Source organism: Microvirga sp. ACRRW, assembly GCF_022346925.1.
Taxonomy (GTDB): domain Bacteria; phylum Pseudomonadota; class Alphaproteobacteria; order Rhizobiales; family Beijerinckiaceae; genus Microvirga.
On sequence record NZ_JAKRNJ010000004.1, the window covers coordinates 38,840 to 65,699 of the forward strand.

Sequence of the window (26,860 nt, forward strand, 5' to 3'; positions counted from 1 at the left end):
CTTGTCTTTAGTTTTATCTCTTCAGAAACAGCTCTATCTCTTCAGGAACGCTTGGCCGCGCGTGAAACAAACATGGCCATCCTCGGGAGACGCGCCATCCAATAACGTCCTTGATGAACCAAACCTGAAACTAATCCCAATCGCCTTGCGCTCAGTCATCCGTACGCAAAGGCTGAAAGGCCCGGGGCTCTCTCGCCATGAGGTGGGTGAGAAGGCCCCTCCCACCTCATGCTGTCTGCGACCAATACTGGTTATCCACCGATATTGTAGGCGGCGAGCGCCGCCATGTTGACGATGTCGTTGTCGGTCGCGCCAAGGGAAACGATCTGCACCGGCTTGTCGAGGCCCACCACCAGCGGCCCCATCACCATTGCGCCGCCGAGCTCCTGCAGCATCTTCGTGGAGATTGAGGCTGAGTGGAAGGCGGGCATGACGAGCACGTTCGCAGGCCCTGTCAGACGGCTGAACGGGTATTGCGCCATCAGATCGCGGTTGAGCGCCACATCCGCCGCCATCTCGCCGTCGTATTCAAAATCGACGCGCATCCCATCGAGGATCTGCACGGCTTCCTGAATCTTTTCGGCGCGTTCCGCGCGCGGATGTCCGAAGGTGGAGAACGACAGCAGCGCCACGCGCGGTTCGTAACCGAGACGGCGAGCGACCCCTGCGGACTCGATGGCGATCTCGGCAAGCTCCTGCGCATTCGGCATTTCGTGAATGGCGGTGTCCGCCACCAGAACCGTATGTCCACGCGCCAAACACAGCGAGACGCCGATGACGCGATGGCCGGGCTTGGCGTCGATCACGTGCCGCACGTCGGCGAGCGCCGTCGAATAGTTGCGCGTCGCGCCTGTCACCATGGCATCCGCATCGCCGAGGGCCACCATGGAGGCCGCGAAGTGGTTGCGGTCCTGGTTGATCAGACGCTGGCAGTCACGGAAGAGATAGCCCTTGCGCTGCAGGCGCTCGTAAAGGAACTGCGCATAGGTGCTGTTGCGGGACGACAGGCGCGCGTTGTGGATCTCGATGCCTTCGCGGCCTTCGAGATCGATGCCGGCCTGCGTCGCGGTCTCGAAGATCCGCTCTTCGCGTCCAACCAAAATAGCGCGGCCCAGGCCCTGATTGACGAAGGACAGGGCGGCGCGAATGACCCGCTCCTCCTCGCCCTCCGCGAACACCACGCGCTTGGGCATTTTGCGCACGCGCTCGAAGATGCGGTTGAGCGTGCCGGCCACGGGATCGCGGCGGGCGGAGAGATGGGCCTTGTAGGCCTTCATGTCGACGATGGGACGGCGCGCAACGCCCGTCTCCATCGCGGCCTTCGCCACTGCCATCGGAATGGTGTGGATCAGGCGCGGATCGAACGGCACGGGAATGATGTAGTCACGGCCGAAGCGCGGGCGCGCGCCTTGGTATGCGGCGGCCACCTCGTCCGGCACGTCCTCGCGGGCGAGTTCCGCGAGCGCCTGAGCTGCCGCGACCTTCATCTCCATATTGATCGTGGTTGCCTGCACGTCGAGCGCGCCACGGAAGATGTAAGGGAAGCCGAGAACGTTGTTGACCTGGTTCGGATAATCCGAGCGGCCTGTGGCGATGATCACGTCGTCGCGAATACGCGCCACTTCCTCCGGCGTAATTTCGGGATCGGGATTGGCCATGGCGAAGATGATCGGGTTTTCCGCCATGGAACGGATCATCTCATCCGAGAACGCACCCTTGGCCGAGAGGCCGAACACCGCATCCGCGCCCTTCAGGGCATCGGCCAGCGTGCGCGCGTTGGTGTCCGCCGCGTGCGCCGACTTCCACTGGTTCATGCCCTCAGTGCGGCCCTTGTAGATCACGCCCTTCGTGTCGCAGAGGATCACGTTGTTGGGCGCAAAGCCCATGGCCTTCAAAAGCTCCGTGCAGGCGATGCCGGCAGCACCCGCGCCGTTCACCACGAGCTTGGTCTTCGCCATGTCGCGGTCGGTGAGGTGCAGCGCATTGATGAGGCCTGCCGCCGCGATGATCGCCGTGCCGTGCTGGTCGTCATGGAAGACGGGAATATCCATGAGTTCCCGCAGGCGCTCCTCGATGATGAAGCATTCGGGGGCCTTGATGTCTTCCAGATTGATACCGCCGAAGGAAGGGCCGAGATAGCGCACGCAATTGATGAAGGTGTCCGCATCCTCCGTATCGACCTCGAGGTCGATGGAATCCACATCCGCGAAGCGCTTGAAAAGGACCGACTTGCCTTCCATCACCGGCTTGGACGCCAGAGCGCCGAGATTGCCGAGACCCAGAATCGCCGTACCGTTCGAGATCACCGCCACCATGTTGGCGCGGGTCGTGTAGTCGAAGGCGAGAGAGGGGTTTTCCGCAATCGCCAGAACCGGCACCGCCACGCCCGGTGAATAAGCGAGCGACAGGTCCCTCTGGGTCGCCATGGGCTTGGTGGGCACCACCTCGAGCTTGCCGGGCCTGCCCTGAGCATGGAACTGCAACGCTTCCTGGTCGGTGAAGGTGGGGCGCTTGCGGCGGGTCGATGGCGTTTCGTCGGTCATGGATCTGTCTTTTTGGCCTGGAGGCGTGCTTTCGAAGGGGATGCGACCTTAAGGCCTGGGGCAATCCGCCTCAAGACTTGTGCACACCCCTCGTTCAGCGGCCATGATACGGGTGAAAGGGGAAGCAGGCTTTGCTACATAAGGCGGATGTCGTCCCAAGCCCTGTACCAAGCCTCCGAGAACCCCGAACAGACCTCCCCTGCCGGCGAAAAGCCGGCGCAGGATACCCGCGTCACGCCCATGATGGCGCAGTATGTGGAAATCAAAGCCGCCAATCCGGACAGCTTGCTGTTCTACCGGATGGGCGACTTCTACGAGCTGTTCTTCGAGGATGCGGAAATCGCGAGCCGGTCGCTCGGCATCGTGCTGACCAAGCGCGGCAAGCACCAGGGGCAGGACATCCCCATGTGCGGCGTGCCCGTGGACCGGGCGGACGATTATCTCCAGCGCCTCATCGGCTTGGGCCACCGGGTCGCCGTCTGCGAGCAGACGGAAGATCCGGCGGAGGCCAAGAAGCGTGGTTCCAAATCCGTGGTACGGCGCGATGTGGTGCGCCTTGTCACCCCCGGCACGATCACGGAAGAGCGCCTGCTGGAACCGGGCCGCGCCAATTTCCTTCTCGCCATTGCCCGCCGCCGCGTCTCCGACACGCAATGGTGCTACGGCCTTGCCGCCGTCGACATCTCCACCGGCCATTTCGTGGTGAGCGAAACGGATGCCTTGGGCTTGCCCGCAGAGATCGCCCGCTTCGAGCCGCGCGAGATTCTCGTGCCGGACGTCATCCACGATGATCCGGAACTCGTAGGCTTCTGGCGCGAGACGCGCGCCTCCATCACGCCTCTGTCCCGTGAGGGTCTCGATCCCGCTTCCGCCGAACGGCGCTTGAAGGAATATTTTGGTGTCGCGACGCTCGACTCCTTCGGCTCCTTCGGTCCCGCCGAGATCACGGCAGCGGGCAGCGTGCTCTTCTATATCGAGAAGACGCAGATCGACAGCCGCCCCGTTCTCAACCCGCCCTCCAGCGAGAATGCGGGTGCGGCCCTTGCCATCGATGCGGCGACCCGCGCCAATCTCGAGCTGACGCGCACGTTGTCCGGCGAACGCGCTGGAAGCCTACTTGCCACCATCGACTGCACCGTGACGCCGGGCGGCGCGCGCTGCCTTGCGGAACGGCTGGCAGGCCCCCTCACCGATCCCGCCATGATTCACGAGCGGCAGAATGCCGTGGAATTCCTGGTCGACAATGCGGACTTGCGCGAGCGCCTGCGGCGCATCCTCAAGCGCTCGCCGGATTTGGCGCGCGCGCTCTCGCGCCTCAGCCTCGGACGCGGCGGGCCGCGCGACCTGGCTTGCGTGCGCGACGGATTGTTCGCGGCGCGCGAGCTGGGGCTCGAACTCGCCATCGCCCCCAATCTGCCGAAGGAACTCCTCAGCAATGCGCAGCAGCTTCAGTCTCTGCGCACGGATGTGGCCGACAAGCTCGCGGCAGCGCTTGCCGACGAGCTTCCGCTACTGAAGCGCGACGGCGGCTTCATCCGCGCCGCTTACGATGCCAATCTCGACGAGCTGCGCGAATTGCAGCAAGATTCCCGCCGTTTCATCGCGGCTCTCCAAACGCGCTACGCCAACGATACCGGCTGCAGAACGCTGCGGGTGAAGCACAACCACATGATCGGCTACTTCGTCGAAGTGCCGCAGAATGTGGGCGAGGATCTGCTCAAGGAGCCGTTCAAGGATACCTTCATCCACCGCCAGACCATGGCGGGCGCCATGCGCTTTTCCACGCAGGAACTGGGCGAGCTGGAAGCGAAGATCGCATCGGCATCGGACCGCGCGCTGAAGATCGAACTCGGCCTGTTCGAAGCGATGACGCAGGAACTGCTCGACCTGTCGAGCGAAGTTGCCTCAGCCGCCGAAGCCATTGCCGTGATCGACGTGACGGCGGCGCTTGCCGATCTGACTGTTCGCCTCGATTGGACGCGACCTCTTGTCGACACGGGTCTTGCCTTCAGCATCAAGGGCGGGCGCCATCCTGTCGTCGAGGCGGCACTCAAGCGCGAAGGCACCGCCTTCATCGCCAACGATGCCGATCTGTCGGGGAAGGATGCAGGCCACATCCTGCTGATCACCGGCCCGAACATGGGCGGTAAGTCGACCTATCTGCGCCAGAACGCGCTTATCGTCGTGCTCGCGCAGATGGGCTCTTTCGTGCCCGCGAAAGAAGCGCGGATCGGAATCGTCGACCGCCTGTTCTCCCGCGTGGGCGCTGCTGATGATCTCGCGCGCGGCCGTTCGACCTTCATGGTGGAGATGGTAGAAACCGCCGCGATCCTCAATCAGGCCACCGCGCATTCCCTGGTCATTCTCGACGAGATCGGACGCGGCACCTCCACCTTCGATGGCCTGTCCATCGCCTGGGCCGCCATCGAGCATCTGCACGAGGCCAATCGCTGCCGTGCGTTGTTCGCCACGCATTTCCACGAGCTGACGGCGCTCTCGGAACGCCTGCCGCGAATCTCCAACGCGACCCTCAAGGTGACGGAATGGCACGGCGACGTGGTGTTCCTGCATGAGGTGGTGCCCGGCGCGGCCGACCGCTCCTATGGCTTGCAGGTAGCGCGTCTCGCGGGCCTGCCCTCCGCCGTGGTCGAGCGTGCAAAGACGATCCTGAGCGAGTTGGAGAAGTCGGACCGGGACCATCCCAAGCGTGCGCTCGTCGACGATCTTCCGCTTTTCGCCGCGCCCGCTCGCACGGAGCAGCCCAAGCCGGTTGCGCAGAAGGATGAGCTGCGTGAGACGCTCGACGCCCTCGATCCCGACCAGATGACGCCCCGGGAAGCGCTGGATGCGCTCTATCGCCTGAAGGCTCAGCGATAAACGGGACTGTCAGGACAGTCGAGATTTGCTGTCTTCACGGCTTTCTTCATCGAAAGGGACGAAAGTCATCCTCTCGTTCCTGTCGCCTTCCTGCTTCTGTTCAGCCGTGATGTAAGCCAAGGCCTCCTTCACGCCGCGCTCGGTATAGGGCTTGGCGATCACGCCGCGCGCGCCCGCAAAATCCTCCGGGATGCGCTTGGCATTGGCTGTCATGAACAGGACTGTCACATGATGCTGGTCGGACAGGTGACGGGCCACATCGATGCCGGTCAGGCCGTCGGCCAGATGAATATCGACGAAGGCGAGATCCGGCGAGAGCTGATTGCTGAGAGAGAGGGCCTCCTCGGAGGACGCGGCGATTCCCACTACATCGTGCCCGGCATCCTGAAGCAGGCTTTCAAGCTCCAGGGCGATCAGGAACTCATCCTCGACGATGAGGATGCGCAAAGGCGTCACTTTACTCAACCCGTGCCTCCTCGGCATCCTGCGGCATGAGGGATCCAGCCGATTTACCTGGCTTTATCAGGAGCCAAGTCAACCGTCCCTTCAGCTGTTGATTGTGAATATCGTCAAAGTGGCCGTGAATGGACCCGGCCTGCGAAACATGCCGTTGCGGCACCCCTCTTCCCGCCGGAAGGAATGACCGGGAAGAGGACCGGAGTGGCATGAGAATCCTGTTCATGTCGGAGCTTTCAAGGCATCGGCGCCTGCGTGTGCGCGAAGCATCCTCAATCCGGCTTCCCTGCTTGCCATGATTGCTTGTCTCGTCACGGAAGGATCATCCCCTTAGATAGGCTTCGGGCCCATTTTGCCGGCATAGTGTGACTCAACGTCATGAAGCCGAGAGGGTTCCCTGCTTTTTCAAAGGTTTGCACAGGCTTATTTCCCTTTTGCGAAACACTATCGCGTTTCATAAGGCCGCGCTAAAATTCCGCCTTCTTGCGGAGTTCGAACCTCATGGTCATGCGCGTTTCCACTGTTGCCTTCGAGGGAATCGAAGCGCGCGCCGTCGATGTACAGGTGCAGATCTCCTCTGGCACCGTCGCCTTCACCATCGTCGGCCTGCCCGACAAGGCCGTGGCGGAATCCCGCGAGCGGGTGCGTTCTGCCCTGATCGCCTCGGGCCTCGCCCTTCCGGCCAAGCGCATCACCGTCAACCTGGCGCCTGCCGATCTGCCGAAGGAAGGCAGCCATTACGACCTTCCCATCGCGCTCGGCGTCATGGCCGCCATCGATGCCATTCCGGGCGATGCCCTCAACGGCTTCACGGTGCTGGGTGAGCTGGCGCTCGACGGCTCGATTACCTCGGTCGCCGGTGTTCTGCCCGCCGCCATGGCGGCCGTGGAGCGGCAGCACGGGCTGATCTGCCCCGAGGCCTGCGGCTCAGAGGCGGCCTGGGCCAGCAGCGAACTCGACATCCTCGCCCCCCGCTCCCTGATTCAGCTCGCCAACCACTTCAAGGGCACGCAGGTGATGAGCAGGCCGGAGCCGGCCATCATGCCCTCCTCCAACGCCCTGCCTGACCTTCGGGACATCAAGGGGCAGGAAAGCGCCAAGCGGACACTCGAGATCGCAGCCGCGGGCGGGCACAACCTCATCATGAGCGGCCCTCCCGGTGCCGGCAAATCCATGCTGGCCCAGCGCCTGCCCTCGATCCTGCCGCCGCTCTCGCCCCGCGAGCTCCTGGAAGTTTCCATGATCCAGTCGGTAGCGGGCCTTCTTGCGAATGGCGCGCTCTCGAACAGGCGGCCCTTCAGGGCTCCGCACCACTCGGCTTCCATGGCGGCTCTCGTGGGCGGCGGCCTCAATGCGCGTCCTGGCGAAGCCTCGCTCGCTCATCACGGCGTCCTTTTCCTCGACGAGTTGCCGGAATTCCAGCCGCAGGTGCTCGATTCGCTTCGCCAGCCCCTGGAAACGGGAGAGATCCTGATCGCCCGCGCGAATCACCGGGTGACCTATCCGTCGCGCTTCCAGCTCATCGCGGCCATGAACCCCTGCCGTTGCGGACAGGGCACCGAACCCGGCTATGTCTGCCGCCGCCAACCGAACGAGCGCTGCATCGCGCAATATCAGGCACGTCTTTCCGGTCCTCTCCTCGACCGCATCGATCTCGCCATCGAAGTGCCCGCCGTGACGGCCGCCGACCTCATCCTGCCGCCTCCGGAAGAAGGCTCGGCTCAGGTGGCCGCCCGCGTGGCGGCTGCGCGCAATCTGCAGGAAAAGCGCTATGCCTTGCTTGCGGAACGCGGCATCACGACGAATGCCGCCTGCCCGCCCGCACTTCTGGAAGAAGTGGCTCAGCCCGATTCGGACGGATTGTCGCTCATCCGCGATGCCGCCAATGCCATGCGCCTATCCGCGCGCGGCTTCCATCGTGTGCTGAAAGTTGGCCGAACGCTGGCCGATCTCGATGGAGAAGAGCGCGTGCGGCGCATTCATGTGGCCGAAGCGTTGTCCTATCGAGCCCATACGGACCGCCGCTCGGCAGCGTGAAACCCGCCCAAAAACGTGAGCCGGCTCTCCTTGTCGAATCCTACGTCAGTTGCGATATATTTTGTCACAAAACAGTTTGAAATAACGGCTATGTCAGAGCGTAAGACCGGCACATTCTCCAACGATCCGGTCCGAGAGAGTTCGATGACTTCTTCCTCGCTGAACGGAACAACCTCGTCCGTGAAACCTGCGCTGCTGCCTGCCTTGAAGGGATTCGGCAAGATAGTGGGGCGGACCGTGCGCAATTACGGCACGCTCGATCCTGTGCTCGGCCGTATCGGTCCCCTGGAAGTGCGCCTTGCGACGACGACGCAAGAGATCAGGCGCGCACAGAAGCTGCGCTTCAAGGTTTTCTACGAGGAAATGTCCGCCGTGCCTCAGGGGGCTTCCGTCCTCTCGCGGCGCGACGTGGATGAGTACGACCGGATCTGCGATCATCTCCTCGTGCTCGATCATGCGGCGAAGAGCGGCCGCCTTCGCAGCAAGCCGAAGGTGGTGGGCACATATCGCCTGCTGCGCCAGGATGTGGCGGAGCGTCACCAAGGTTTCTATACGAGAGGCGAATACGACATCGCTTCCCTCTTGAACGCGCATTCCAATCTGCGCTTTCTGGAACTCGGCCGTTCCTGCGTGCTCGAACCTTATCGGAACAAGCGCACCGTCGAATTGCTCTGGCACGGCATCTGGACCTATGTGCTTCACTACAAGATCGACGTGATGCTCGGCTGCGCAAGCCTTGAAGGCACGAACCCGCAGGATAACGCCCTGCCCCTGAGCTTCCTGCATCATTACGCCGCCGCTCCCGCCGAGTGGCAGGCGCGCGCCCTGCCCGACCGCTTCACCCGCATGGACGTTCTGCCGAAAGATGAGGTCGATCCCAAAGCCGCGCTGCATGCCCTGCCGCCGCTGATCAAAGGCTATCTGCGTCTTGGCGCAACCTTCGGCACAGGCGCGGTGATCGATAAGCAATTCGGAACGACGGATGTGCTCGTCATCCTGCCCGTGTCAGCAATCAACCCGCGCTACATCGATCACTTCGGTCCGGCCGCGAACCGTCACGCGGCCTGAGCGAACTCACCCGCTACGTAGAGCGCCTGCAAGCCTTCGCGATAGGTCGGATAAGCCAGGCGCACGCCAAGCTCTTCCTTGATCAGACGATTCGATACGCGCTTGTTTTCCGCATAGAAGCTGCGCGCGACCGGACTCATCTCCGCAGCCTCGAAAGCGATTTCCGGCGGCGGCTCGACGGAAGCGAGCCATGACGCGAAAGTCACCACATCCTGCGGCGGGGCAGGCTCGTCATCCGTCACATTATAGATCGCGCCCGCACGCGGCTTTCGCAGGGATGCGGCGAGCGTCGCCGCGATATCCTCCACATGGATGCGGTTGAAGACCTGGCCCGGCTTCACGATGCGCCGCGCGGTGCCTTGCGCGAGATTGGCGAGGGCATTCCGGCCTGGGCCGTAGATACCCGTCAGGCGGAAAATCTGCACGGCCTTCCCTGTCTGTCGCCCGAGATCGAGCCATACCTGCTCAGCCGCATAGCGCTGCACCGATGACCGGCTCTGCGGCGTCGCGGGCGTTGCCTCATCAACCCACATGCCGGCGTGGTCGCCATAGACTCCAGTGGTGGAAAGATAGCCGATCCATGAAGCCTTGGATGATGCGATCTTATTCGAGAATCGTTTCAGAATAGGATCACCCTCGGCATCCGGCGGAACAGAGACGAGGATGGCGTCCGCACGGCGAAGATCATCGGTCAAATCCGTGTCATCCTGTGACAACGCATGAGCGGAAATACCATCCTGCTTGAGGCGCTGCGCCTTGTCATGCTCACGCACTGTACCGGCCACATGCGTCCATGAGTTCGAGCGGATGAAGGCATGGGCGGAATAGCCGAGGCCGAACACGAAGAGCTTCACGCGGCCACTCCCTCTCTCGTCGAGAGCACGCGATTCCACTCCTTCCTCACGCCTTCATCGCTTTCGTGATCAAAACGTGCGCCGCCGAGAGGGGCGACAGCCTCGCGCGGCAGCAGCCGGCCGACGGCCCAAACCGCCATGGCACGAACGAGCGGTGATTCATCATCGAGAAGGCGCACGGCTTCATCCGCCAGGGCATCATCGCCAGAATTGCCGATGGCGATGAGTACGTTGCGGATGAACCGGTCGCGCCCTGTGCGCTTGATCGGCGTGCCGGAAAAGCGCGTGCGAAACGTCGGATCGTCGAGCCGCGCCAGCTCCGCCAGCGGCAAGGCCGCAAGATCCTCGCGCTGCATGAGCTTCACCTCGCGGCTCGCCTGCGCGAACTTGTTCCAGGGGCAGACGGCCAGGCAATCGTCGCAGCCGAAGATGCGGTTGCCGATGCCGGTGCGCAAGTCTTCCGGAATATGCCCTTTGTGCTCGATCGTGAGATACGAAATGCAGCGCCGCGCATCGAGCTGAAACGGCGCGGGAAAGGCATTGGTCGGGCAGACATCGAGACAGCGGCGGCACGAGCCGCAATGGTTTTGCTCAGACTCGTCGACGGGCAGCTCCGCCGTCGTGAAGATGGCGCCGAGAAACAGCCAGTTGCCGAACTCACGCGACACGATGACCGTGTGCTTGCCCTGGAATCCGAGGCCCGCCGCCTCAGCCAGCGGCTTCTCCATGACGGGCGCGGTATCGACAAACACCTTTACGTCGGAAGAAGCCTTGGCCGCCAGGAAACCTGCAATCTCCTTCAGCTTGCCCTTGATCACGTCGTGATAGTCGCGATTGCGGGCATAGATGGAGATGGAGCCGCGATCTTTCTGCGAGAGTGTCGCGAGCGGATCGCTCGTGGGACCGTAATTCACGCCGAGCAGGATGATGCTGCGCACCTCGGGCCAGAGCGTGCGCGGATCGGCGCGGCGCTCAGCTGTGTCAACCATCCAATACATGGAGGCGTGATGGCCTGCTTCGAGCCATGCCTTCAGGCGCTCCGGTGCAAGCGGAATGGAATCCGGTGACGCGATGCGGATTGTGTCGAATCCGATCTCCTTGGCGCGCTCAACGAAGGCACGCTTGAGAGCCTCTCCGCTCAAAAGTCCAGATTGTCGTAATGGTCCGCCGGGGCCATGCCCGGCACCCGGTCCGCCAGGAGCGCGCGAAACGACGGCCGGGATTTCACCCGGGCGTACCAAAGCTTCGCTGTTTCGTCCTCGTCCCATGGCACGTCGCCGAGATAATCCACCACCGAGAGATGGGCAGCCGCCGCCAGATCCGCATAGGTCATCTGGTCGCCGGCCAGCCAATTCCGCTTGGAAATCAGAAAACCGATATATTTCAGGTGGTATCGCACATTGGTGCGCGCAGCGCGAATCGCACTCATGTCCGGCGGCCCGCCGCCGAGATCGGATGGCATGAACCGCTTGTAGATCTTTTCCGTGGCGAGGTAGTCCGTGACCTCCTCGTGGAATTTGCCCAGGAACCAGTCGAGCAGGCGGCGCACCTCGACCCGCTGGGTCAGTTCCTGAGGCAGAAGCCTGCGGTCCCTCAATTCCTCCCCACGAACATCGTCCAGATAATCCGCAATTCCCCGCGCCCCCGCAACGGCCAAGCCATTATCGTCGACCAGGAGCGGTAGGTTACCCGCCGGGTTCAGTTCCAGGAACGGCATGCGCCGATCCCACGGCTTCTCCTCGGCGACATCCGGCTCAAGGCCAGTCTCCGCCAGAATAAGACGTGCGAACCGCGAATGCGGGCAGAAGGGATAAGAATGCAGGGTGGCCATGGACTATGTGAGACGCGAAACAGGCGGCGAGAATAAGGCCGCGCTTTGTTAACGGGCGGTAAGGAATTTTGGTGAATCTCATGCTTCAGAGCATCGGACCCAAAAGTGGAAGGCACTTTTGGGATCTATTCGATGCTCAGTTTATGAAGTAGCGCATCGTTTAGGGCGGAAAACCGGGTCCACTTTTCCACACGATGCGCTAAACGCATGAACACTGCTTCGCAGTTGCAATGCTTTCTTGACACGTCCGGGGACGCCCCTGCATCTGGCGCCTATCTAAGGATTTTCAACGATGGACAATATCATCGAGGCGCTCTTCCTGGGCCTCATCGAGGGACTGACCGAATTCCTGCCGGTCTCCTCCACCGGACATCTGCTTCTCGTGGGACATTTCCTAGGCTTTGAATCCACGGGCAAGACCTTCGAGGTGCTGGTCCAGCTCGGCGCGATCCTCGCGATCCTCTCGGTCTATTTCAACAAGCTCTGGACCATCGCGAAAGCCCTTCCCTACGATCCGGATGCGCGGCGCTTCGTGATCGGCGTGGTGATCGCCTTCCTGCCGGCGGCCCTCATCGGCGCCGTGCTGCACGGCTTCATCAAGGACGTGCTGTTCAACCCGTGGATCGTCTGCATGACCCTGATCGCGGGCGGCTTCGTGCTGCTCATGGTCGACCGGATGCCCCTGACGGCGACACAGGACGACGCAACGCGTTTTCCCCTGCCCATGTATCTGAAGATCGGCCTGCTCCAGTGCCTCGCCATGGTTCCCGGCGTCTCCCGCTCGGGCGCGACCATTGTCGGCGCCATGCTGATGGGCGCCTCGAAGCGCGCGGCGGCGGAGTTCTCTTTCTTCCTCGCCATGCCGACCATGGCGGGCGCCTTCACTTACGATCTCCTGAAGAACTACAAGTTCCTGTCGGCGAACGACGCCATCACCATCGTCGTCGGCTTCATCGCCGCTTTCATCGCCGCCGTCGTGGTGGTGAAGAAGCTGCTCGACTACGTCTCCCGTCACGGCTTTACACCGTTTGCCTATTGGCGGATCATCGTCGGTGCTCTGGGCCTTGCGGCCCTCATCGCTTTCGGGTGAATCATGCTGGGGCGCACCGAGTTCTTCGCCGTTGCGCTGGCCGCGATCATCGCTCTCATGATCGTGGCCTTCGCCGTTGTCGCGGGCGCATCGACGCCTGCGCGCTCTCAGGGAGAAACTGCGGGTGAGCCGGCCTGCTCGGAATGGACGGACGGCTGCATCGTCTGCGCCCGTACCCCGCAAGGATTAGCCTGCTCGACGCCTGGCATCGCATGCGTGCGAAAAGCACCGCGTTGCTTGAAGCCCTAAGGGATCGTTTTGTCCGGATAACGGCAGAGATCGTTGACAGGGCAGCGCCAGCATTCTGGCCTGCGCGCCTTGCAGATGTAGCGTCCGTGCAGGATCAGCCAGTGATGCGCGTGGAGCAGATATTCCTTCGGGATCAGCTTCTCCAGCGGCGCTTGCGTTTCCAGCGGCGTCTTCGTGTTCACGAGCGGCAAGCGGTTTGCGACACGGAAGATATGCGTATCGACCGCGATGCGCGGATCGCCGAAGGCGATGTTCACCACGACGCTCGCGGTCTTGCGCCCGACGCCGGGTAATGTTTCCAGGATCTCGACGGAATTGGGCACCTTGCCGCCGAACTCATCCACGAGGCGCTTGGCTGCGGCGATCACGTTCTTCGCCTTCGTGTTGAAGAAGTTCAGCGTCCTGATGTGTTCCTTCAGTCCATCCTCTCCGAGCTTCAGCATTTTCTGCGGCGTGTCGGCGATGCGAAAGAGGTCCTTCGTCGCCTTGTTGACGCCCACGTCCGTCGACTGCGCCGACAATGCTACCGCCACGAGCAGCGTGTAAGGATTGGTGTAATCCAATTCGCCCTTGGGTTCCGGATTCGCCTCGTGGAGACGGCGGAAAATCTCGATCATCGTCGCCTTGTCGACGGGTTTGGGCACGCGCAGGCGAACCGCAGCCTTCACGGCCTTCGCCGGAATGGCAGCCTTTGATTTCGGTGACGATTTGCGGCGGGAGGCAGACTTCAGATCGGACATGCTTGCGTTATATCTGGACCATGGCAGGCAGCAAGGCGACATTTGACGATGGGGCCGACCGGTTCGAGAAGCCGGTGTTCTCGGCCGTCATCCGTCCGCACCGGTCGCTGAGCCCGCAGGGCTTCAGGATCGTGATGGCGCTGGTCTGCCTCACCTCCATCGTCGCGAGCCTCCCCTTCGTCATCATGGGATTCTGGCCCGTCGCCGGTTTCTTCGGCCTCGATTTCCTCGGCCTCTACATCGCATTCCGCATCAGCTACCGGCAGGCCCAGGCCTTCGAGCTTCTGGAATTGACGCCGATCCGCCTGCTCTTTCGCAAAGTGAGCGAGCGGGGCGATATGCGCGAATGGCAGTTCAACCCGCTCTGGACCCGTCTGGACCGGGAAGTCGACGAGGAATACGGCCTGCAGAAACTCGCGCTCGCCTCCCGCAACGAACGCGTGGTGATCGCCCGCGATCTCTCGCCGGAGGAGCGAGAGACCTTCGCCGAAGCGTTCAGCCGAGCATTGTCGGATGTGAAGCGCGGCTATTGAGCCGGGTGGAAATGGATTGCCCATCCAAGTGTCTCGCCGCCGTCTCGGTGACGAATATCGCTCAGATGACGGGCATGAAGCCGTTGTCGAATAGAACAATGTTTCATACGATGCCTGACAATCGACCTTGAGTGAAAGGGCATCTCATGAGCCGCCTCTCAACATTGCTGCTTGCCTCAGTGGTATTCAGTCTATCGAGCCCTGCCGCCGAGGCGCAGGATCAGCGGAGAGTTCTGATCGAGATATTCCAGCAGCAAGTCAGATCCTGTTACATCCTTCCGGAGAAAGAGCGCGGCGCCGAATCCGTTGTCGTCGAGCTGCGCCTGGAGCCGAACGGAGCTTTGACTCGCCAACCTGAGGTCATCCACGGCCTGCCCGATTCTCTGATGGCTCGGGCGGCCCTGCGCGCTATCGACAAATGTGCTCCGTTCAAGGTCCCCAAGGAATTTGCTTCCCTCTACCGGGACTGGAGAACCTTACGAATTCGGTTCGACGCGCAGTAAGATCCAAGGATCAACATCACAGAAATCGGGTGTCGCCTCCTCCTGAGACCGCCTAGAGTGCCCACAAGAGGAAAACGCCATGCTCGATACCTTGCGCGACATCACCATCGAACCCAGCGAAATCACGCTGCCGGATGAGCCCCATGCGGATTATGAGCGGGTGCGCCGGATCATTGCGTTCATCTCGGAGCGCTGGCGCGAGCAGCCCTCGCTGGAGGCCATTGCCGACCATGTGGGATTGTCCACCACCCATGTGCACCATCTCTTCCGGCGCTGGTCGGGGCTGAGCCCAAAAGCCTTCCTGCAGGCGATCACTCTCGACAATGCCAAGGCGCTGCTGACCGATTCCGCCAGCGTGCTCGACGTCACCTACGAACTCGGTCTCTCGGGTCCGGCCCGGCTGCACGATCTCTTCGTGACCCACGAGGCCATGACGCCGGGCGATTACAAAGTCGGCGGAGCGGGCCTCACCATGCGCTACGGTTTCCACCCTTCCCCCTTCGGCGAGGCGATCCTCGTCGCGACGGAACGGGGTCTCGCGGGCCTCGGCTTCGTGGATGACGGCGACCGGCAGGCAACCCTTGCCGACATGACCCGCCGCTGGCCGAAAGCCCATTACGTGGAGGATGCCGCCGCCACGGCCCCACTCGCCCGGCGCATCTTCAACCCGTCGCAATGGCAGGCGGAGCAGCCCCTGCGAGTCGTGCTCATCGGCACCGATTTCGAGGTGCGGGTATGGCAGACCCTGCTGCGCATTCCCCGCGACAAGGCCACCACCTATTCCGACATCGCCCGCCATATCGGGAAGCCCGCCGCCTGCCGGGCCGTGGGCGCGGCTGTGGGCAAGAACCCGGTTTCCTTCGTGGTCCCTTGCCACCGGGTGCTCGGCCGCTCCGGCGCGCTCACCGGCTACCATTGGGGCCTCACCCGCAAGCAGGCGATCTTGGGCTGGGAAGCGGGAAGAGGTTTGAGCAACAGCGAGGCTTAGGCTCAAAAAATAAGGCATTCCAGTATCTTACCCCTATTGCAGCCGTGCAACAGGGATAAACTCTCGTGTCCTGAAGCCAACTAGCCTTCAGGATCGTCTTGCAGCGTTTGAAACCCCTTCTTATATCAGCGCCATCAGGGTCGCCTCGGTTCGATGCGGGCCTGTTTTAGTCAATCAACATGTAAGCCATGGGCCGGGCCGCTTCGGGGCTCGGCGGTCTGCTTGAAAGTGAGGGATCCCGCCATGGGTAAGGTCATCGGTATCGACCTCGGCACTACCAATTCCTGCGTCGCTGTCATGGAAGGCACGACGCCCAAAGTTATCGAAAACTCGGAAGGCACCCGGACGACTCCGTCCATCGTGGCCTTCACGGACGAAGGCGAGCGCCTCGTCGGCCAGCCGGCCAAGCGCCAGGCGGTCACGAATCCGTCGCGCACGTTCTTCGCCATCAAGCGCCTGATCGGGCGCACCTTCGAAGACCCCATGACCAAGAAGGACATGGGTCTCGTTCCGTATCACATCGTGAAGGGCGGAAATAACGACGCCTGGGTCGAGGCCGACGGCAAGACCTATTCGCCGTCGCAGATCTCCGCATTCACGCTTCAGAAGATGAAGGAAACCGCGGAGGCCCATCTCGGCCAGCCGGTGACGCAGGCTGTCATCACGGTTCCCGCCTACTTCAACGACGCCCAGCGTCAGGCCACCAAGGACGCGGGCAAGATCGCCGGCCTTGAGGTCCTGCGCATCATCAACGAGCCGACTGCGGCCGCCCTGGCCTATGGCCTGGACAAGAAGCAGACCGGCATGATCGCGGTCTATGACCTCGGCGGCGGCACCTTCGACGTGTCCGTGCTCGAGATCGGCGACGGCGTGTTCGAGGTGAAGTCCACCAACGGCGACACCTTCCTCGGCGGTGAAGACTTCGACATGCGTCTCGTCGAATACCTCGCGGCCGAGTTCAAGAAGGAGCAGGGCATCGACCTGACCAAGGACAAGCTCGCCCTTCAGCGCCTGAAGGAAGCTGCCGAGAAGGCGAAGATCGAGCTGTCCTCGGCCTCGCAGACCGAAATCAACCTGCCCTACATCACGGCAGATGCCTCCGGTCCGAAGCACCTCGCCCTCAAGCTCTCGCGCGCCAAGTTCGAGCAGCTCGTGGACGACCTCGTGCAGAAGACCATCGAGCCCTGCCGCAAGGCCCTCAAGGACGCCGGCATCAACCCCGGCGACATCGACGAGGTTGTCTTGGTCGGCGGCATGACCCGCATGCCGAAGATCCAGGAAGTGGTGAAGCAGTTCTTCGGTAAGGAGCCCCACAAGGGCGTGAACCCGGATGAGGTGGTGGCCATCGGTGCCGCGATCCAGGCGGGCGTGCTCCAGGGTGACGTGAAGGACGTTCTGCTTCTCGACGTGACCCCGCTCTCCCTCGGCATCGAGACGCTCGGCGGCGTGTTCACCCGCCTGATCGAGCGCAACACCACGATCCCGACGAAGAAGAGCCAGGTCTTCTCGACCGCGGAAGACAACCAGAACGCGGTGACCATCCGCGTCTTCCAGGGCGAGCGCGAAATGGCGGCGGACAACAAGCTGCTCGGCCAGTTCGACCTCATGGGCATTCCGCCGGCTCCGCGCGGCGTGCCGCAGATCGAGGTGACTTTCGACATCGACGCGAACGGCATCGTGAACGTCACGGCGAAGGACAAAGCCACGGCTAAGGAGCACCAGATCCGCATCCAGGCTTCCGGCGGTCTGTCGGATGCCGACATCGAGAAGATGGTGAAGGACGCCGAGGCTCACGCCGAGGAAGACAAGAAGCGCCGCGAACTCGTCGAGGCGAAGAACCAAGGCGAGAGCCTTGTTCACGCCACGGAGAAGTCGCTCACCGAGTACGGCGACAAGGTCTCCGAGTCCGACAAGCAGGGCATCACGACTGCCATCGACGCGCTCAAGCAGGCGCTTGCCGGCGAGGATCCGGAAGTCATCAAGGCCCGCACCACGGACCTGATGCAGGCTTCTATGAAACTCGGCGAAGCCATGTACGCAGCTCAAGCCAATGCAGGCGAAGGCGGCGAGCAGGGTGAAGGCGAAGAGCCTAAGAAGGACGACGTCATCGACGCCGACTTCCAGGAAGTCGACGACGAAGACAAGAAGAAGCGCGCCTAAAAACGATGCGTGCGTTCTGACGAGTTCGGCACCCGGTTTCATGGCCGGGTGCCGTTTTCGTGAAATGGTTTGAAACAACAATGACCGATCAACCGACCAATCAACATGATGCATTCAAGCGCCAGGGTCTGGTCGGCAGCATGACGGAGCGAGTTGTCGCTCCGAGGGGCGCCTGAAATGTCCAAGCGCGATTACTACGAGGTTCTCGGCGTCGCGAAGACCGCGTCTGAGGCGGAGATGAAGTCCGCTTTCCGCAAGCTCGCGATGCAATATCATCCGGACCGCAACCCGGGCGACCACGAGGCGGAAGTCAAGTTCAAGGAACTCAACGAGGCCTATCAGACCCTCTCCGATGGCCAGAAGCGCGCGGCCTATGACCGCTACGGCCATGCGGCCTTCGCCAATGGCGGCGGCGCGGGCGGGGGCGGCTTCAACGGCGATTTCTCCGACTTCATGTCGGACATCTTCGAGAATTTCTTCGGCGATGCGGGCGGACGAGGCCGTGGCCGGAACACGACCGGTCGCGAGCGCGGCGCGGACATGCGCTACAATCTCGAGATCACCCTCGACGAGGCCTTCCACGGCAAGACCGCCGAGCTGAAGATTCCCACCTCCATCACCTGCGAAGCCTGCTCGGGCTCCGGCGCGAAGCCGGGCTCCAAGCCCAAGACCTGCCCCACCTGCGCGGGCGCAGGCCGCGTGCGGGCGACACAGGGCTTCTTCTCCATCGAGCGCACCTGCCCGAACTGCCATGGGCGCGGCGAGGTAATCGACGACCCCTGCGGCTCCTGCGGCGGCGCGGGCCGCGTGACGCGCGAGCGCACGCTCTCAGTCAACATTCCGGCGGGCGTAGAGGATGGCACGCGCATCCGCTTGGCCGGCGAAGGCGAAGCAGGCCTGCGCGGCGGGCCTGCGGGCGATCTCTACATCTTCCTCTCGCTGAAACCCCATCCGTTCTTCCAGCGCGACGGCGCAGACCTGTTCTGCCGCGTGCCGATCTCCCTGGTGACGGCGGCCATCGGCGGCGAGTTCAATGTGCCGACACTCAGCGGCTCCGAGGCGCTCGTGAAGGTTCCCGAAGGCACTCAGACCGGCAAGCAATTCCGCCTGAAGGGCAAGGGCATGCCGGTGCTGCGCTCCCGCGACGTGGGCGACCTCTACATCCAGGTTGTTGTGGAAACCCCACAGAAGCTCACCAAGCGCCAGCGCGAGCTGCTGGAAGAGTTCGACAAGGAATGCTCGAAGGAAAATCACCCGGAAAGCTCGGGCTTTTTCTCGCGTTTCCGGGAGTTTCTCGATGGTTTCAGCGGATCAACTTAGCTTGACGGTCGTTTCCTTTGAGCTTTAAACAGCCTTTGTAATCCGCCCGCTTGAGGGGTCTTCCCAGTGCTTCAGTCGTTCCAACGGCCTACGACCCGGAAAATCCCTATCAAGAAAGATCGCTTTCAGGACGAGGCGCGGTTTCTCCGTTCCTGGCTGGAACGTCCCTTGGCCATCGGCGCGATCACCCCTTCCGGCAAGGCCCTGGCGCGGACCATGGCGTCCTACGTCGATCCCCGCATCCCGGGACCCGTCATCGAGCTGGGCCCCGGCACCGGCCCGGTGACCGACGCGCTGATCCGGCGCGGGGTGGAGCAGGAGCGGCTGATCCTCGTCGAGTTCAACCCCGAATTCTGCCAGCTGCTGAAGCGCCGTTTTCCGAAGGCGACGATCATTCAGGGCGATGCCTACGACCTGCATGAAACCCTGTCCGGCATCCTGAAGGAGCCCGCGGCCGCCACCGTGTCGAGCCTGCCGCTCTTCACCAAGCCCATGGACCAGCGCCTGGACCTGCTGGAGGCGGCTCAGACGCTGATGCAGCCGAACGCGCCCTTCATCCAGTTCACCTATGCCGTCGTGCCGCCAATTCCGTCACGCTCGGAAGATTACAGAACCAGAGCGTCCAACCGCATCTGGCGCAACCTCCCCCCTGCCCGCGTCTGGGTTTACAACAAGGCCGATCATCCATGAGCAACGGTTTGTCTCTCATCCCGAATCCCGCTTCAGGGGGAGACATCCGTGACAGGCTCATCATCGGTCTCGACGTTCCAAGCGTCGAGGAAGCGCGCTCCATCGTATCGCGCATCGGCGATGCGGGCACCTTCTACAAGATTGGCTATCAGCTGGGTTACGCAGGCGGCCTCGAATTCGCGCGCGAGCTGATCGGCCAGGGCAAAAAGGTCTTTCTCGATCTCAAGCTCCACGACATCGGCAACACGGTGGAAGAAGGCGTGCGCTCGATTGCGCGCATGGGCATGACCTTCCTCACCGTGCACGCCTATCCGCAGACCATGCGCGCCGCCGTTGCGGGCAAAGCAGGATCGGACCTCAAGATCCTCGCCGTCACCGTGCTCACCTCCTATGACGACAGCGATCTCATCGATGCAGGCTATGCGCCCATCGCTGCGGCGGACCTCGTCGCCAAGCGCGCAGAGCAGGCCCGCGACATCGGCATCGACGGCATCGTCTGCGCCGCCACGGAAGCGCAACGCGTGCGCGGCATCGTCGGGCGCAACCGCCTCATCGTGACGCCCGGCATTCGCCCCGCGGGCACGGATGCGGGCGATCAGAAGCGCGTCGTCACACCTGCTGAAGGCATTCGCCTCGGTGCCAATCACCTGGTCGTCGGCCGCCCCATCGTGAAAGCTGCCGACCCGCGCGCCGTTGCGGAGGCCATCGTCAGCGAAATCGCTGCGGCCTGATCTCTTCCCTCCGGAGCATCCCGATGCGCATCATGCGATTGGCGCTGCTGTGCGCCCTTCTCTTCGTCAGCGGTCAGGCTTTTGCCGATACCTGCACGCTCGTCATGGAATTCGACACGGGCCGCGTCCTGAAGCAAGAGGGCGATTGCGATCGCCGCAACAGCCCTGCCTCCACCTTCAAGATACCCTTGAGCGTCATGGGTTTCGATGCGGGCATCCTCAAAGGCGAAGATGAACCGGCTTGGCGCTACAAGCCCGAATACAAGAGCTGGAACGAGGCGTGGAAGAAAACCACGACGCCGCGTTCGTGGCTGAAGGATTCCGTTCTTTGGTACTCCATCGTCCTGACCGGTGAACTGGGACCGAAGCGCTTCGCGGGCTATGTCGACGCATTCGACTACGGCAATCGCGACGCCAGCGGCGACAAGGGCAGGAACAACGGCCTCTCCCGCGCATGGCTGAGCGCCTCGTCGCTGCAGATTTCCCCCGTCGAGCAGATCGACTTCCTGCGCAGGTTCCTCAACCGCGAGCTGCCGGTCTCGACGAAGGCCTTCGACATGACGGTTGCGATCATGCCGCTCTTCCTCCTGCCCGACGGCTGGACGGTCTACGGCAAGACCGGCACCGGATTTCAGCCGTTGCCGAACGGCGCCTTCGACCGCACGCGGCAATTCGGCTGGTTCGTGGGATGGGCGCAGAAAGGCGAGCGCAAGGTTCTGTTCGCCCGCCTGATCCGCGATGAGCGCAAGGAAAACTCCATAGCGAGCTTTCGCGCACGCGATGCCTTGCTCGCCGAGCTTCCCGCCCTGCTCAAACCATGATCTGCCCATGAGTGTCGCCGGCCCTTGACGGCGCGGCTTCACTGGCGTTCGCTGCACCCCCCATCAAAGAGGAGCCCTCCATGCCCAAAGGCTACGTCATCGCCCGCGTTACCGTCACCAATCCGGAGGCCTATGCCGAATACGCCAAGGGCGCGACGGCTGCGATCAAGCAGTACGGCGGACGGCCATTAGTGCGCGGCGGTGCTTATGAGGCGCTGGAGGGTGAGGCCCGCGCCCGCAACGTGGTGATCGAGTTCGACTCGGTCGAGCAGGCGCGCACCTATTACAACTCGCCCGAATATCAGGCGGCCAAGGCCAAGCGCGACGGCGCCTGCGTGGCAGAATTCGTTCTCGTGGAAGGAGCGGAATAATGGCGAAGGCATATTGGATCGGCCGGGTCGATGTCTCGAACCCGGATGCCTACCAGAACTACGTGAAGGCCAATGCGGTGCCGTTCGCCAAGTTCGGCGCGAAGTTCCTAGTGCGCGGCGGCAGCTATCGCGTGGCGGAAGGCGAAGCGCGCGCCCGCAACGTGGTGATCGAGTTCCCCTCCTACGAAGCAGCCCAGGCCTGCTGGGATTCGCCTGAATACCAGGCGGCCAAAGCCCAGCGCGACGGCCATGCGGTGGCCGACATCATCATCATCGAGGGCTATGAGGGCCCGCAGCCGGGTTAAAACCCTTCGCTTCTCAGCAGGGCACAAGGCCGCTATATGCCTTGAGCAGGCAAACAGGAGATCGAGCATGAGCGAAATGCGACTTGTCATGGTCGGGGCGGCCGGACGCATGGGGCGCATGCTCATCAAGGCCGTAGCGGAAAGTGGCGGCTGCCGCCTCGTGGGCGCCATCGAGCGCGAAGGTTCGACCGCGCTCGGGCAGGATGCGGGCTCTCTCGCGGGCCTTCCCCCGCTCGGCGTGAGCGTGACGGACGATCCCCTGCCGATCTTCGCCAAGGCCGACGGCGTTCTCGACTTCACCTCTCCTGCCGGAACAGTCGCCTTCGCAGCTCTCGCCGCCCAGGCCCGCATCGTGCACGTGATCGGCACCACCGGCTTGGCGGAAGAGGATTTCACCAAGCTCGAAGCGGCGGCGCGCCATGCCCGCATCGTGCAGTCCGGCAACATGTCGCTCGGCGTGAACCTGCTCGCGGGCCTCGTACGCAAGGTAGCTGCAACGCTGGGCGAGGACTTCGACATCGAGGTTCTCGAAATGCACCACCGCATGAAGGTGGACGCGCCCTCCGGCACCGCCTTGCTGCTCGGCGAGGCGGCGGCGGAAGGCCGCAAGATTTCCCTGAAAGACCGCTCCGTGCGCAGCCGCGATGGGCATACCGGCGCACGCGTTCCCGGCGATATCGGTTTCGCGACCCTGCGCGGCGGCTCTGTCGTCGGCGAGCATTCGGTGATCTTCGCCGGCCAGGGCGAGCGCCTCGAACTCGGGCATCGCGCCGAGGATCGCGGCATCTTCGCACGCGGCGCGGTGAGAGCCGCGCTCTGGGGCTTCGACAAGAAGCCTGGCTATTACACCATGGCCGACGTGCTCGGCCTCAACGACCTCTAAACAACCTTTACGACTACGGAGACGCTAAAGACATGGATCGCCTTCTTGTGCTTGCCCGCCACGGTCAGAGCGAATGGAACCTGAAAAACCTGTTCACCGGCTGGAAGGACCCAGGGCTCACCGATCTCGGCATCGAGGAGGCGCGCGCCGCCGGCCGCCGCCTGAAAGAGATGGGCGTGCAGTTCGACGTGGCCTACACCTCGGACCTCTCGCGCGCTCAGCGCACCTGCAAGCTGATCCTGGAAGAGATCGGCCAGCCCAATCTCAAGACCATCGCGGATCAAGCTCTCAACGAGCGCGATTACGGCGATCTCTCCGGCCTCAACAAGGATGACGCCCGCGCCCGCTGGGGCGAGGACCAAGTGCATGTGTGGCGCCGCTCCTACGACGTGCCCCCTCCCGGCGGCGAGAGCCTGAAGGACACGGTGGCCCGCGTGCTGCCCTATTACATCCGCGAGATTCTGCCCCGCGTGATGCGCGGCGAGCGCGTGCTGGTGGCAGCCCACGGCAATTCGCTGCGCGCCCTTGTGATGGTGCTCGACGGCCTGACCTCCGAGACGATCCCGGGCCTCGAGCTCGCGACCGGCATCCCGCTGGTCTATCACCTCAACGACGATACCACCGTCGCCAGTAAGAAGGTGCTGGAGGGATAAGACCTTCTCTCTTCGAGGTGCGCATCATGGCCGGGCTCGTCCCGGCCATTTTCTTTTGGACCACTCTCTGTCCTCATCCTGAGGAGCAGACGTAGTCTGCGTCTCGAAGGAGTGTCCGGAGAACACTGGAACCTCCTTCGAGACGGCGCTGCGCGCCTCCTCAGGATGAGGACAGAGCGCTCCAGAAGAGAAATCATCGGCGGGCCGATGATGACATTCGACGACAGCAGGTGTCAGATAGGGCTATGTCCGCCATCACTCTCGCACCCGGCCTCACCTATTATCCGGATTATCTGGACCGTCAGGCCCAGGAACAGCTTCTGCAGTCCCTGCGCGAGATCACGCGGACCGCGCCTCTCTTCACCCCACGCATGCCGCGCACGGGAAAACCCTTCTCGGTGCGCATGACGAATTGCGGGCGGCTCGGCTGGGTGTCCGACCTCGACGGCTATCGCTATCAGCCGACCCATCCCGAGACGGGCGAGCCTTGGCCGGCGATTCCGAGCCAAGCGCTGCAAGCCTGGAATGAATTGAGCGGCTATCCGCATCCGCCCGATGCCTGCCTGGTCAACTACTACGATCTTGAGGCCCGCATGGGCCTGCACCAGGACAAGGACGAGGAGGAATTCGAGGCGCCGGTCGTTTCCCTGTCCTTGGGCGATACCGCCTTGTTCCGCTATGGCGGGCTGGAGCGGAAGGACCCGACCCGCTCCATCCGGCTGAAATCCGGCGACGCCATCGTGTTCGGCGGCCCGGCCCGCCTGATTTATCACGGAATCGACCGGCTGATCCCCCATAGCTCGGACCTGCTGTCGCATGCCGGGCGCCTCAATCTCACCTTGCGCAAGGTAGAGAAGCCGCTTTAGCCTTTAAAGAATTCATCGAGGAGCCATCCATGAAAGCTCTGTCCGCTGCTGCCTTCGGCTTCATCCTGTCCATCCAGGCCGCTCTTGCCGCCGAGCCCGTCTTTCCGCCTGCCTCGCGCATCGGCTTGGTGCCGCCGCAGGAGATGAGCCTGTCCAAGCGCTTCAGCGGCTTCGAGAATGAGGAACGCGCCGCAGTGATTACCTTCGCGGAGATGCCGGCCGAGGCCTATAACCAGCTCTCCTCCGGTCTCACCAAGGATGTGCTCAAGAAGCAGGGGCTGGAGGTGAAATCCCGTGAGAATGTGAAGCTCGGCTCCAGATCCGGCATTCTCGTGAGTGGCGCGATGACGAAGCCCGAGGCCGGGCGCAAATGGCTTCTTCTGATCAAGGACGAGAAAGTGACCGGCCTCGTGGTGGCGCAGGTATTCGGCGGTCAGGACGGCTACAGCGACGCTCAGATCCGCGATGCCTTGACGAGCGTGACCGTGCGCCAGGACGTCTCCCTGGAAGAGCAGCTCTCCGCCCTGCCCTTCCAGGTCGGAGAGAAGGCCGGTTTCAGGCCGGTGCGCGTGATGGCCGGCAATTCCGTGCTGTACACGGATGGGCCGAAGGATACGATCAAGGGCATGGAGCAGCCGGTGATGATCCTGGCAGCCTCCCTCCAGCCTGCGCCGCCTCCCGGCGAGCAGCGCAAGCAATTCGCGCAGGCAGCCCTCTATGCCAACCGGGTGCTCAAGGAGATTCGGATCGAGCGCTCGGAATCCTTCCGCCTGAAGGGACAGGATTGGCACGAGATCGTGGCCAAGGCGGTGGAAGCCGAGTCGGGTCAGCCCATCGTGGTGATGCAGTCCATCCGCTTTGACGGCAACCGCTTCGTCCGGATGGTCGGCTTGACGCGGGAAGAACAGCGGGACCAGAATCTCCCGCGCTTCCGAGCCATCGCAGACGGCATCGAGACGCCTTTTTAACCGGGCTAGTCGCGGCTCGGAAAGGCCGGAAGCGACCAGCCGCGCAGAATGGCGAGCGCCCTCAGGCCAAAGGCAGCGGCAAAGCCCACTGCTGCGCTCAGGAAAACCGGAGTGCCGATCACCTGCAGCGTCACGCTGACGGCCGCCCCCAAGGCTGCCGCCGTGACATAGATTTCCTGGCGCAGGACGAGCGGGGTGATCCCTGCGAAAATATCCCGGATGATGCCGCCGAAAGTGGCCGTGACGGTGCCGAGCGCGATGGCCGACAGGGCGGGAACGCCCGCAGCCAGGGCCTTTGCCGTGCCGGTCACGGCGAAAAGAGCCATCCCTAAGGCATCGGCCCAGACAAGTACGCGGCCACCACGCCGTCCGGCTTCGAGGGCAGCCACCCGTTTGGGGCCGAGGGCGAAGACGAGTTCGGCCACGATCACGCAGACGAGAACGTCTCTGGGATCTCCGACCCAGAAAACGGGCCGGATACCGATGAGCAGATCCCGTACGGTTCCTCCGCCCACGCCCGTGAGCGTGGCGAGGAGGGCGAAGCCGAACGGGTCCATGCCCTTGCGGGCCGCCATCAGTGCGCCCGTGAGCGCGAAGACGGCGACGCCGATGGCCTCGAAGGGGATGTATTGGTAGAAGTCCACTTCGAAGGTAGAGGCTTAGGAAGCGGAAGACGGATTGTCGGCAGCTTCGCCCGAGCCATTGGCGGGAGCCTTGGGGCCGCCCTTGGAGACGCCGACGAGGGCCGGGCGCAGCACCCGCTCGCCAATGACGAAACCGGACTGGACCACCTGCACCACCGTTCCGTTCGGCACGTCAGGGTTCGGCACCTCGAACATGGCCTGATGCACGTTCGGATCGAACTTCTGGCCCTGCGGATCGAGCTGCTTCACGCCGTGGCGCTCGAGAGTCTTGAGGAGGTCGCGCTCGGTGAGGTCGATGCCGTCGATAAGGCCCTTGAAGGCACCCTCGGCGGCGGCCTTAGCCTCCTCCGGCACGCTCTCGATGGCGCGGCGCACGTTATCGGCCACGTTCAGCATGTCGCGGGCGAAATTGGCGACCGCATAGGTGCGGGCGTCGGCCACCTCGCGCTCGGTGCGGCGGCGGAGATTCTCCATGTCGGCCATGAGACGCAAGAGCTTGTCCTTCAGATCGGCCTTCTCGGCTTCGAGAACGGCCACCGGATCGGCCTGAGTCTCAGCGGCAGCCTGGGTATCGGCGCCGTTTGCGGCCTCGGCCTGGGGATTGCTGTTCTGGTTTTCCGTATCGTTCGGGTTCATATCGATCCACTGAGATGGAGAATGAAAGGGTCAGGGGCACATA

At 63.0% G+C, this 26,860-nt stretch carries 27 protein-coding genes; 19 read left to right on the top strand and 8 right to left on the bottom strand.

All coding sequences use genetic code 11. The annotated features are described in order from the left end of the window. Positions 1-251: 251 nt before the first annotated feature. Positions 252-2,543: an NADP-dependent malic enzyme gene (locus MHY87_RS10405; protein ID WP_239351578.1), complete on the bottom strand. Its 2,292-nt coding sequence runs from the start codon at positions 2,541-2,543 to the stop codon at positions 252-254. Positions 2,544-2,690: 147 nt separating this feature from the next. On the opposite strand from MHY87_RS10405, the gene mutS reads away from it, so the two are divergent. Further along, positions 2,691-5,420: a DNA mismatch repair protein MutS gene (gene mutS / locus MHY87_RS10410; RefSeq protein ID WP_239351579.1), complete on the top strand. Its 2,730-nt coding sequence runs from the start codon at positions 2,691-2,693 to the stop codon at positions 5,418-5,420. A gap of 9 nt (positions 5,421-5,429) precedes the next feature. Here the strand turns inward: mutS and MHY87_RS10415 are convergent, their stop codons facing one another. Then, complete coding sequence (locus MHY87_RS10415; protein WP_370644889.1) at positions 5,430-5,903, bottom strand: response regulator; 474 nt, start codon at positions 5,901-5,903, stop codon at positions 5,430-5,432. Positions 5,904-6,377: 474 nt separating this feature from the next. Between MHY87_RS10415 and MHY87_RS10420 the strand changes: the two genes are divergently transcribed. Beyond that, the gene (locus MHY87_RS10420; protein ID WP_239351582.1) at positions 6,378-7,913 is read left to right on the top strand and encodes a YifB family Mg chelatase-like AAA ATPase; all 1,536 of its coding nucleotides are present in this window, start codon (positions 6,378-6,380) and stop codon (positions 7,911-7,913) included. A 144-nt stretch (positions 7,914-8,057) separates the two neighbouring features. Next, the gene (locus MHY87_RS10425; RefSeq protein WP_239351584.1) at positions 8,058-8,981 is read left to right on the top strand and encodes a GNAT family N-acetyltransferase; all 924 of its coding nucleotides are present in this window, start codon (positions 8,058-8,060) and stop codon (positions 8,979-8,981) included. Here MHY87_RS10425 and MHY87_RS10430 read toward each other — a convergent pair. The 3 genes from MHY87_RS10430 to MHY87_RS10440 are packed head-to-tail and all read right to left on the bottom strand — an operon-like array spanning position 8,969 to position 11,666. After that, positions 8,969-9,835 carry an SDR family oxidoreductase gene (locus MHY87_RS10430; protein WP_370644913.1) on the bottom strand — a complete coding sequence of 289 codons (867 nt, stop codon included), beginning with the start codon at positions 9,833-9,835 and terminating at the stop codon, positions 8,969-8,971. The two genes, MHY87_RS10425 and MHY87_RS10430, sit on opposite strands and share 13 nt — an antisense overlap. Next, on the bottom strand, positions 9,832-10,977 hold the full coding sequence (gene queG / locus MHY87_RS10435; RefSeq protein WP_239351586.1) for a tRNA epoxyqueuosine(34) reductase QueG: 1,146 nt from the start codon (positions 10,975-10,977) through the stop codon (positions 9,832-9,834). Before queG ends, MHY87_RS10430 begins: the two co-directional genes overlap by 4 nt. Continuing rightward, positions 10,974-11,666: a glutathione S-transferase family protein gene (locus MHY87_RS10440; protein WP_239351587.1), complete on the bottom strand. Its 693-nt coding sequence runs from the start codon at positions 11,664-11,666 to the stop codon at positions 10,974-10,976. The genes queG and MHY87_RS10440 overlap by 4 nt, the downstream gene beginning before the upstream one ends. Positions 11,667-11,958: 292 nt before the next feature. Here MHY87_RS10440 and MHY87_RS10445 point away from each other — a divergent pair, with 292 nt between their 5' ends. Both MHY87_RS10445 and MHY87_RS10450 read left to right on the top strand, forming a co-directional pair. Continuing rightward, positions 11,959-12,756: an undecaprenyl-diphosphate phosphatase gene (locus tag MHY87_RS10445; protein WP_239351588.1), complete on the top strand. Its 798-nt coding sequence runs from the start codon at positions 11,959-11,961 to the stop codon at positions 12,754-12,756. A 3-nt stretch (positions 12,757-12,759) separates the two neighbouring features. Next, positions 12,760-13,005, top strand: a complete 246-nt coding sequence (locus MHY87_RS10450) for a hypothetical protein (RefSeq protein ID WP_239351589.1) — start codon at positions 12,760-12,762, stop codon at positions 13,003-13,005. Here MHY87_RS10450 and nth read toward each other — a convergent pair. Continuing rightward, entirely contained in the window at positions 13,002-13,745 is a 744-nt protein-coding gene (gene nth, locus MHY87_RS10455; RefSeq protein ID WP_239351590.1) for an endonuclease III, read from the bottom strand. The genes MHY87_RS10450 and nth overlap by 4 nt on opposite strands. Positions 13,746-13,765: 20 nt before the next feature. Here nth and MHY87_RS10460 point away from each other — a divergent pair, with 20 nt between their 5' ends. The 14 genes from MHY87_RS10460 to MHY87_RS10525 all read left to right on the top strand — a co-directional run bounded on the left by MHY87_RS10460 (position 13,766) and on the right by MHY87_RS10525 (position 25,537). Then, positions 13,766-14,278, top strand: coding sequence for a DUF2244 domain-containing protein (locus MHY87_RS10460; RefSeq protein ID WP_239352257.1), 513 nt, complete (start codon positions 13,766-13,768; stop codon positions 14,276-14,278). Positions 14,279-14,424: 146 nt separating this feature from the next. Next, positions 14,425-14,781: a cell envelope integrity protein TolA gene (locus tag MHY87_RS10465; RefSeq protein ID WP_239351591.1), complete on the top strand. Its 357-nt coding sequence runs from the start codon at positions 14,425-14,427 to the stop codon at positions 14,779-14,781. Between the two features lie 79 nt (positions 14,782-14,860). Next, positions 14,861-15,769, top strand: coding sequence for a bifunctional helix-turn-helix domain-containing protein/methylated-DNA--[protein]-cysteine S-methyltransferase (locus MHY87_RS10470; RefSeq protein WP_239351593.1), 909 nt, complete (start codon positions 14,861-14,863; stop codon positions 15,767-15,769). Positions 15,770-16,012: 243 nt separating this feature from the next. Then, on the top strand, positions 16,013-17,929 hold the full coding sequence (gene dnaK / locus MHY87_RS10475) for a molecular chaperone DnaK (protein WP_239351595.1): 1,917 nt from the start codon (positions 16,013-16,015) through the stop codon (positions 17,927-17,929). Positions 17,930-18,106: 177 nt separating this feature from the next. Continuing rightward, on the top strand, positions 18,107-19,249 hold the full coding sequence (dnaJ, locus tag MHY87_RS10480) for a molecular chaperone DnaJ (RefSeq protein WP_239351596.1): 1,143 nt from the start codon (positions 18,107-18,109) through the stop codon (positions 19,247-19,249). Positions 19,250-19,315: 66 nt separating this feature from the next. Continuing rightward, complete coding sequence (locus MHY87_RS10485) at positions 19,316-19,939, top strand: phospholipid methyltransferase (protein WP_239351597.1); 624 nt, start codon at positions 19,316-19,318, stop codon at positions 19,937-19,939. Next, positions 19,936-20,670, top strand: coding sequence for an orotidine-5'-phosphate decarboxylase (pyrF, locus tag MHY87_RS10490; protein ID WP_239351598.1), 735 nt, complete (start codon positions 19,936-19,938; stop codon positions 20,668-20,670). Before MHY87_RS10485 ends, pyrF begins: the two co-directional genes overlap by 4 nt. Before the next feature lie 32 nt (positions 20,671-20,702). Further along, positions 20,703-21,491: a class D beta-lactamase gene (gene blaOXA / locus MHY87_RS10495; RefSeq protein ID WP_370644914.1), complete on the top strand. Its 789-nt coding sequence runs from the start codon at positions 20,703-20,705 to the stop codon at positions 21,489-21,491. 80 nt (positions 21,492-21,571) lie between these two features. Then, positions 21,572-21,862, top strand: coding sequence for a DUF1330 domain-containing protein (locus MHY87_RS10500; protein ID WP_239351600.1), 291 nt, complete (start codon positions 21,572-21,574; stop codon positions 21,860-21,862). Continuing rightward, on the top strand, positions 21,862-22,167 hold the full coding sequence (locus tag MHY87_RS10505) for a DUF1330 domain-containing protein (RefSeq protein WP_239351601.1): 306 nt from the start codon (positions 21,862-21,864) through the stop codon (positions 22,165-22,167). Before MHY87_RS10500 ends, MHY87_RS10505 begins: the two co-directional genes overlap by 1 nt. Positions 22,168-22,243: 76 nt before the next feature. Then, positions 22,244-23,050: a 4-hydroxy-tetrahydrodipicolinate reductase gene (dapB, locus tag MHY87_RS10510; RefSeq protein WP_239352258.1), complete on the top strand. Its 807-nt coding sequence runs from the start codon at positions 22,244-22,246 to the stop codon at positions 23,048-23,050. Positions 23,051-23,082: 32 nt separating this feature from the next. Next, positions 23,083-23,703, top strand: a complete 621-nt coding sequence (locus MHY87_RS10515) for a 2,3-bisphosphoglycerate-dependent phosphoglycerate mutase (protein ID WP_239351602.1) — start codon at positions 23,083-23,085, stop codon at positions 23,701-23,703. A 245-nt stretch (positions 23,704-23,948) separates the two neighbouring features. Further along, positions 23,949-24,569, top strand: a complete 621-nt coding sequence (locus MHY87_RS10520; protein ID WP_239351603.1) for an alpha-ketoglutarate-dependent dioxygenase AlkB — start codon at positions 23,949-23,951, stop codon at positions 24,567-24,569. A gap of 29 nt (positions 24,570-24,598) precedes the next feature. Continuing rightward, positions 24,599-25,537 (top strand): hypothetical protein, encoded by a 939-nt coding sequence (locus MHY87_RS10525; RefSeq protein WP_239351605.1) that lies wholly within the window; start codon positions 24,599-24,601, stop codon positions 25,535-25,537. 5 nt (positions 25,538-25,542) lie between these two features. On the opposite strand, the gene MHY87_RS10530 is transcribed toward MHY87_RS10525, so the two are convergent. Together MHY87_RS10530 and grpE are read right to left on the bottom strand one after the other, a co-directional pair. Further along, positions 25,543-26,181 (bottom strand): trimeric intracellular cation channel family protein, encoded by a 639-nt coding sequence (locus MHY87_RS10530; protein WP_239351607.1) that lies wholly within the window; start codon positions 26,179-26,181, stop codon positions 25,543-25,545. Positions 26,182-26,196: 15 nt separating this feature from the next. Further along, positions 26,197-26,817, bottom strand: a complete 621-nt coding sequence (grpE, locus tag MHY87_RS10535; protein WP_239351609.1) for a nucleotide exchange factor GrpE — start codon at positions 26,815-26,817, stop codon at positions 26,197-26,199. Positions 26,818-26,860 lie beyond the last annotated feature (43 nt).

Coding starts and splice junctions, on each gene's coding strand:
- MHY87_RS10515 (WP_239351602.1), top strand. CDS start 23,083: ATGGATCGCCTTCTTGTGCTTGCCCGCCACGGTCAGAGCGAATGGAAC.
- MHY87_RS10470 (WP_239351593.1), top strand. CDS start 14,861: ATGCTCGATACCTTGCGCGACATCACCATCGAACCCAGCGAAATCACG.
- dnaJ (WP_239351596.1), top strand. CDS start 18,107: ATGTCCAAGCGCGATTACTACGAGGTTCTCGGCGTCGCGAAGACCGCG.
- MHY87_RS10440 (WP_239351587.1), bottom strand. CDS start 11,666: ATGGCCACCCTGCATTCTTATCCCTTCTGCCCGCATTCGCGGTTCGCA.
- mutS (WP_239351579.1), top strand. CDS start 2,691: ATGTCGTCCCAAGCCCTGTACCAAGCCTCCGAGAACCCCGAACAGACC.
- MHY87_RS10415 (WP_370644889.1), bottom strand. CDS start 5,903: ATGCCGAGGAGGCACGGGTTGAGTAAAGTGACGCCTTTGCGCATCCTC.
- MHY87_RS10405 (WP_239351578.1), bottom strand. CDS start 2,543: ATGACCGACGAAACGCCATCGACCCGCCGCAAGCGCCCCACCTTCACC.
- MHY87_RS10465 (WP_239351591.1), top strand. CDS start 14,425: ATGAGCCGCCTCTCAACATTGCTGCTTGCCTCAGTGGTATTCAGTCTA.
- MHY87_RS10460 (WP_239352257.1), top strand. CDS start 13,766: ATGGCAGGCAGCAAGGCGACATTTGACGATGGGGCCGACCGGTTCGAG.
- dapB (WP_239352258.1), top strand. CDS start 22,244: ATGCGACTTGTCATGGTCGGGGCGGCCGGACGCATGGGGCGCATGCTC.
- MHY87_RS10525 (WP_239351605.1), top strand. CDS start 24,599: ATGAAAGCTCTGTCCGCTGCTGCCTTCGGCTTCATCCTGTCCATCCAG.
- dnaK (WP_239351595.1), top strand. CDS start 16,013: ATGGGTAAGGTCATCGGTATCGACCTCGGCACTACCAATTCCTGCGTC.
- pyrF (WP_239351598.1), top strand. CDS start 19,936: ATGAGCAACGGTTTGTCTCTCATCCCGAATCCCGCTTCAGGGGGAGAC.
- MHY87_RS10425 (WP_239351584.1), top strand. CDS start 8,058: ATGACTTCTTCCTCGCTGAACGGAACAACCTCGTCCGTGAAACCTGCG.
- MHY87_RS10420 (WP_239351582.1), top strand. CDS start 6,378: ATGGTCATGCGCGTTTCCACTGTTGCCTTCGAGGGAATCGAAGCGCGC.
- MHY87_RS10445 (WP_239351588.1), top strand. CDS start 11,959: ATGGACAATATCATCGAGGCGCTCTTCCTGGGCCTCATCGAGGGACTG.
- MHY87_RS10520 (WP_239351603.1), top strand. CDS start 23,949: ATGTCCGCCATCACTCTCGCACCCGGCCTCACCTATTATCCGGATTAT.
- MHY87_RS10500 (WP_239351600.1), top strand. CDS start 21,572: ATGCCCAAAGGCTACGTCATCGCCCGCGTTACCGTCACCAATCCGGAG.
- grpE (WP_239351609.1), bottom strand. CDS start 26,817: ATGAACCCGAACGATACGGAAAACCAGAACAGCAATCCCCAGGCCGAG.
- MHY87_RS10450 (WP_239351589.1), top strand. CDS start 12,760: ATGCTGGGGCGCACCGAGTTCTTCGCCGTTGCGCTGGCCGCGATCATC.
- MHY87_RS10505 (WP_239351601.1), top strand. CDS start 21,862: ATGGCGAAGGCATATTGGATCGGCCGGGTCGATGTCTCGAACCCGGAT.
- nth (WP_239351590.1), bottom strand. CDS start 13,745: ATGTCCGATCTGAAGTCTGCCTCCCGCCGCAAATCGTCACCGAAATCA.
- blaOXA (WP_370644914.1), top strand. CDS start 20,703: ATGCGATTGGCGCTGCTGTGCGCCCTTCTCTTCGTCAGCGGTCAGGCT.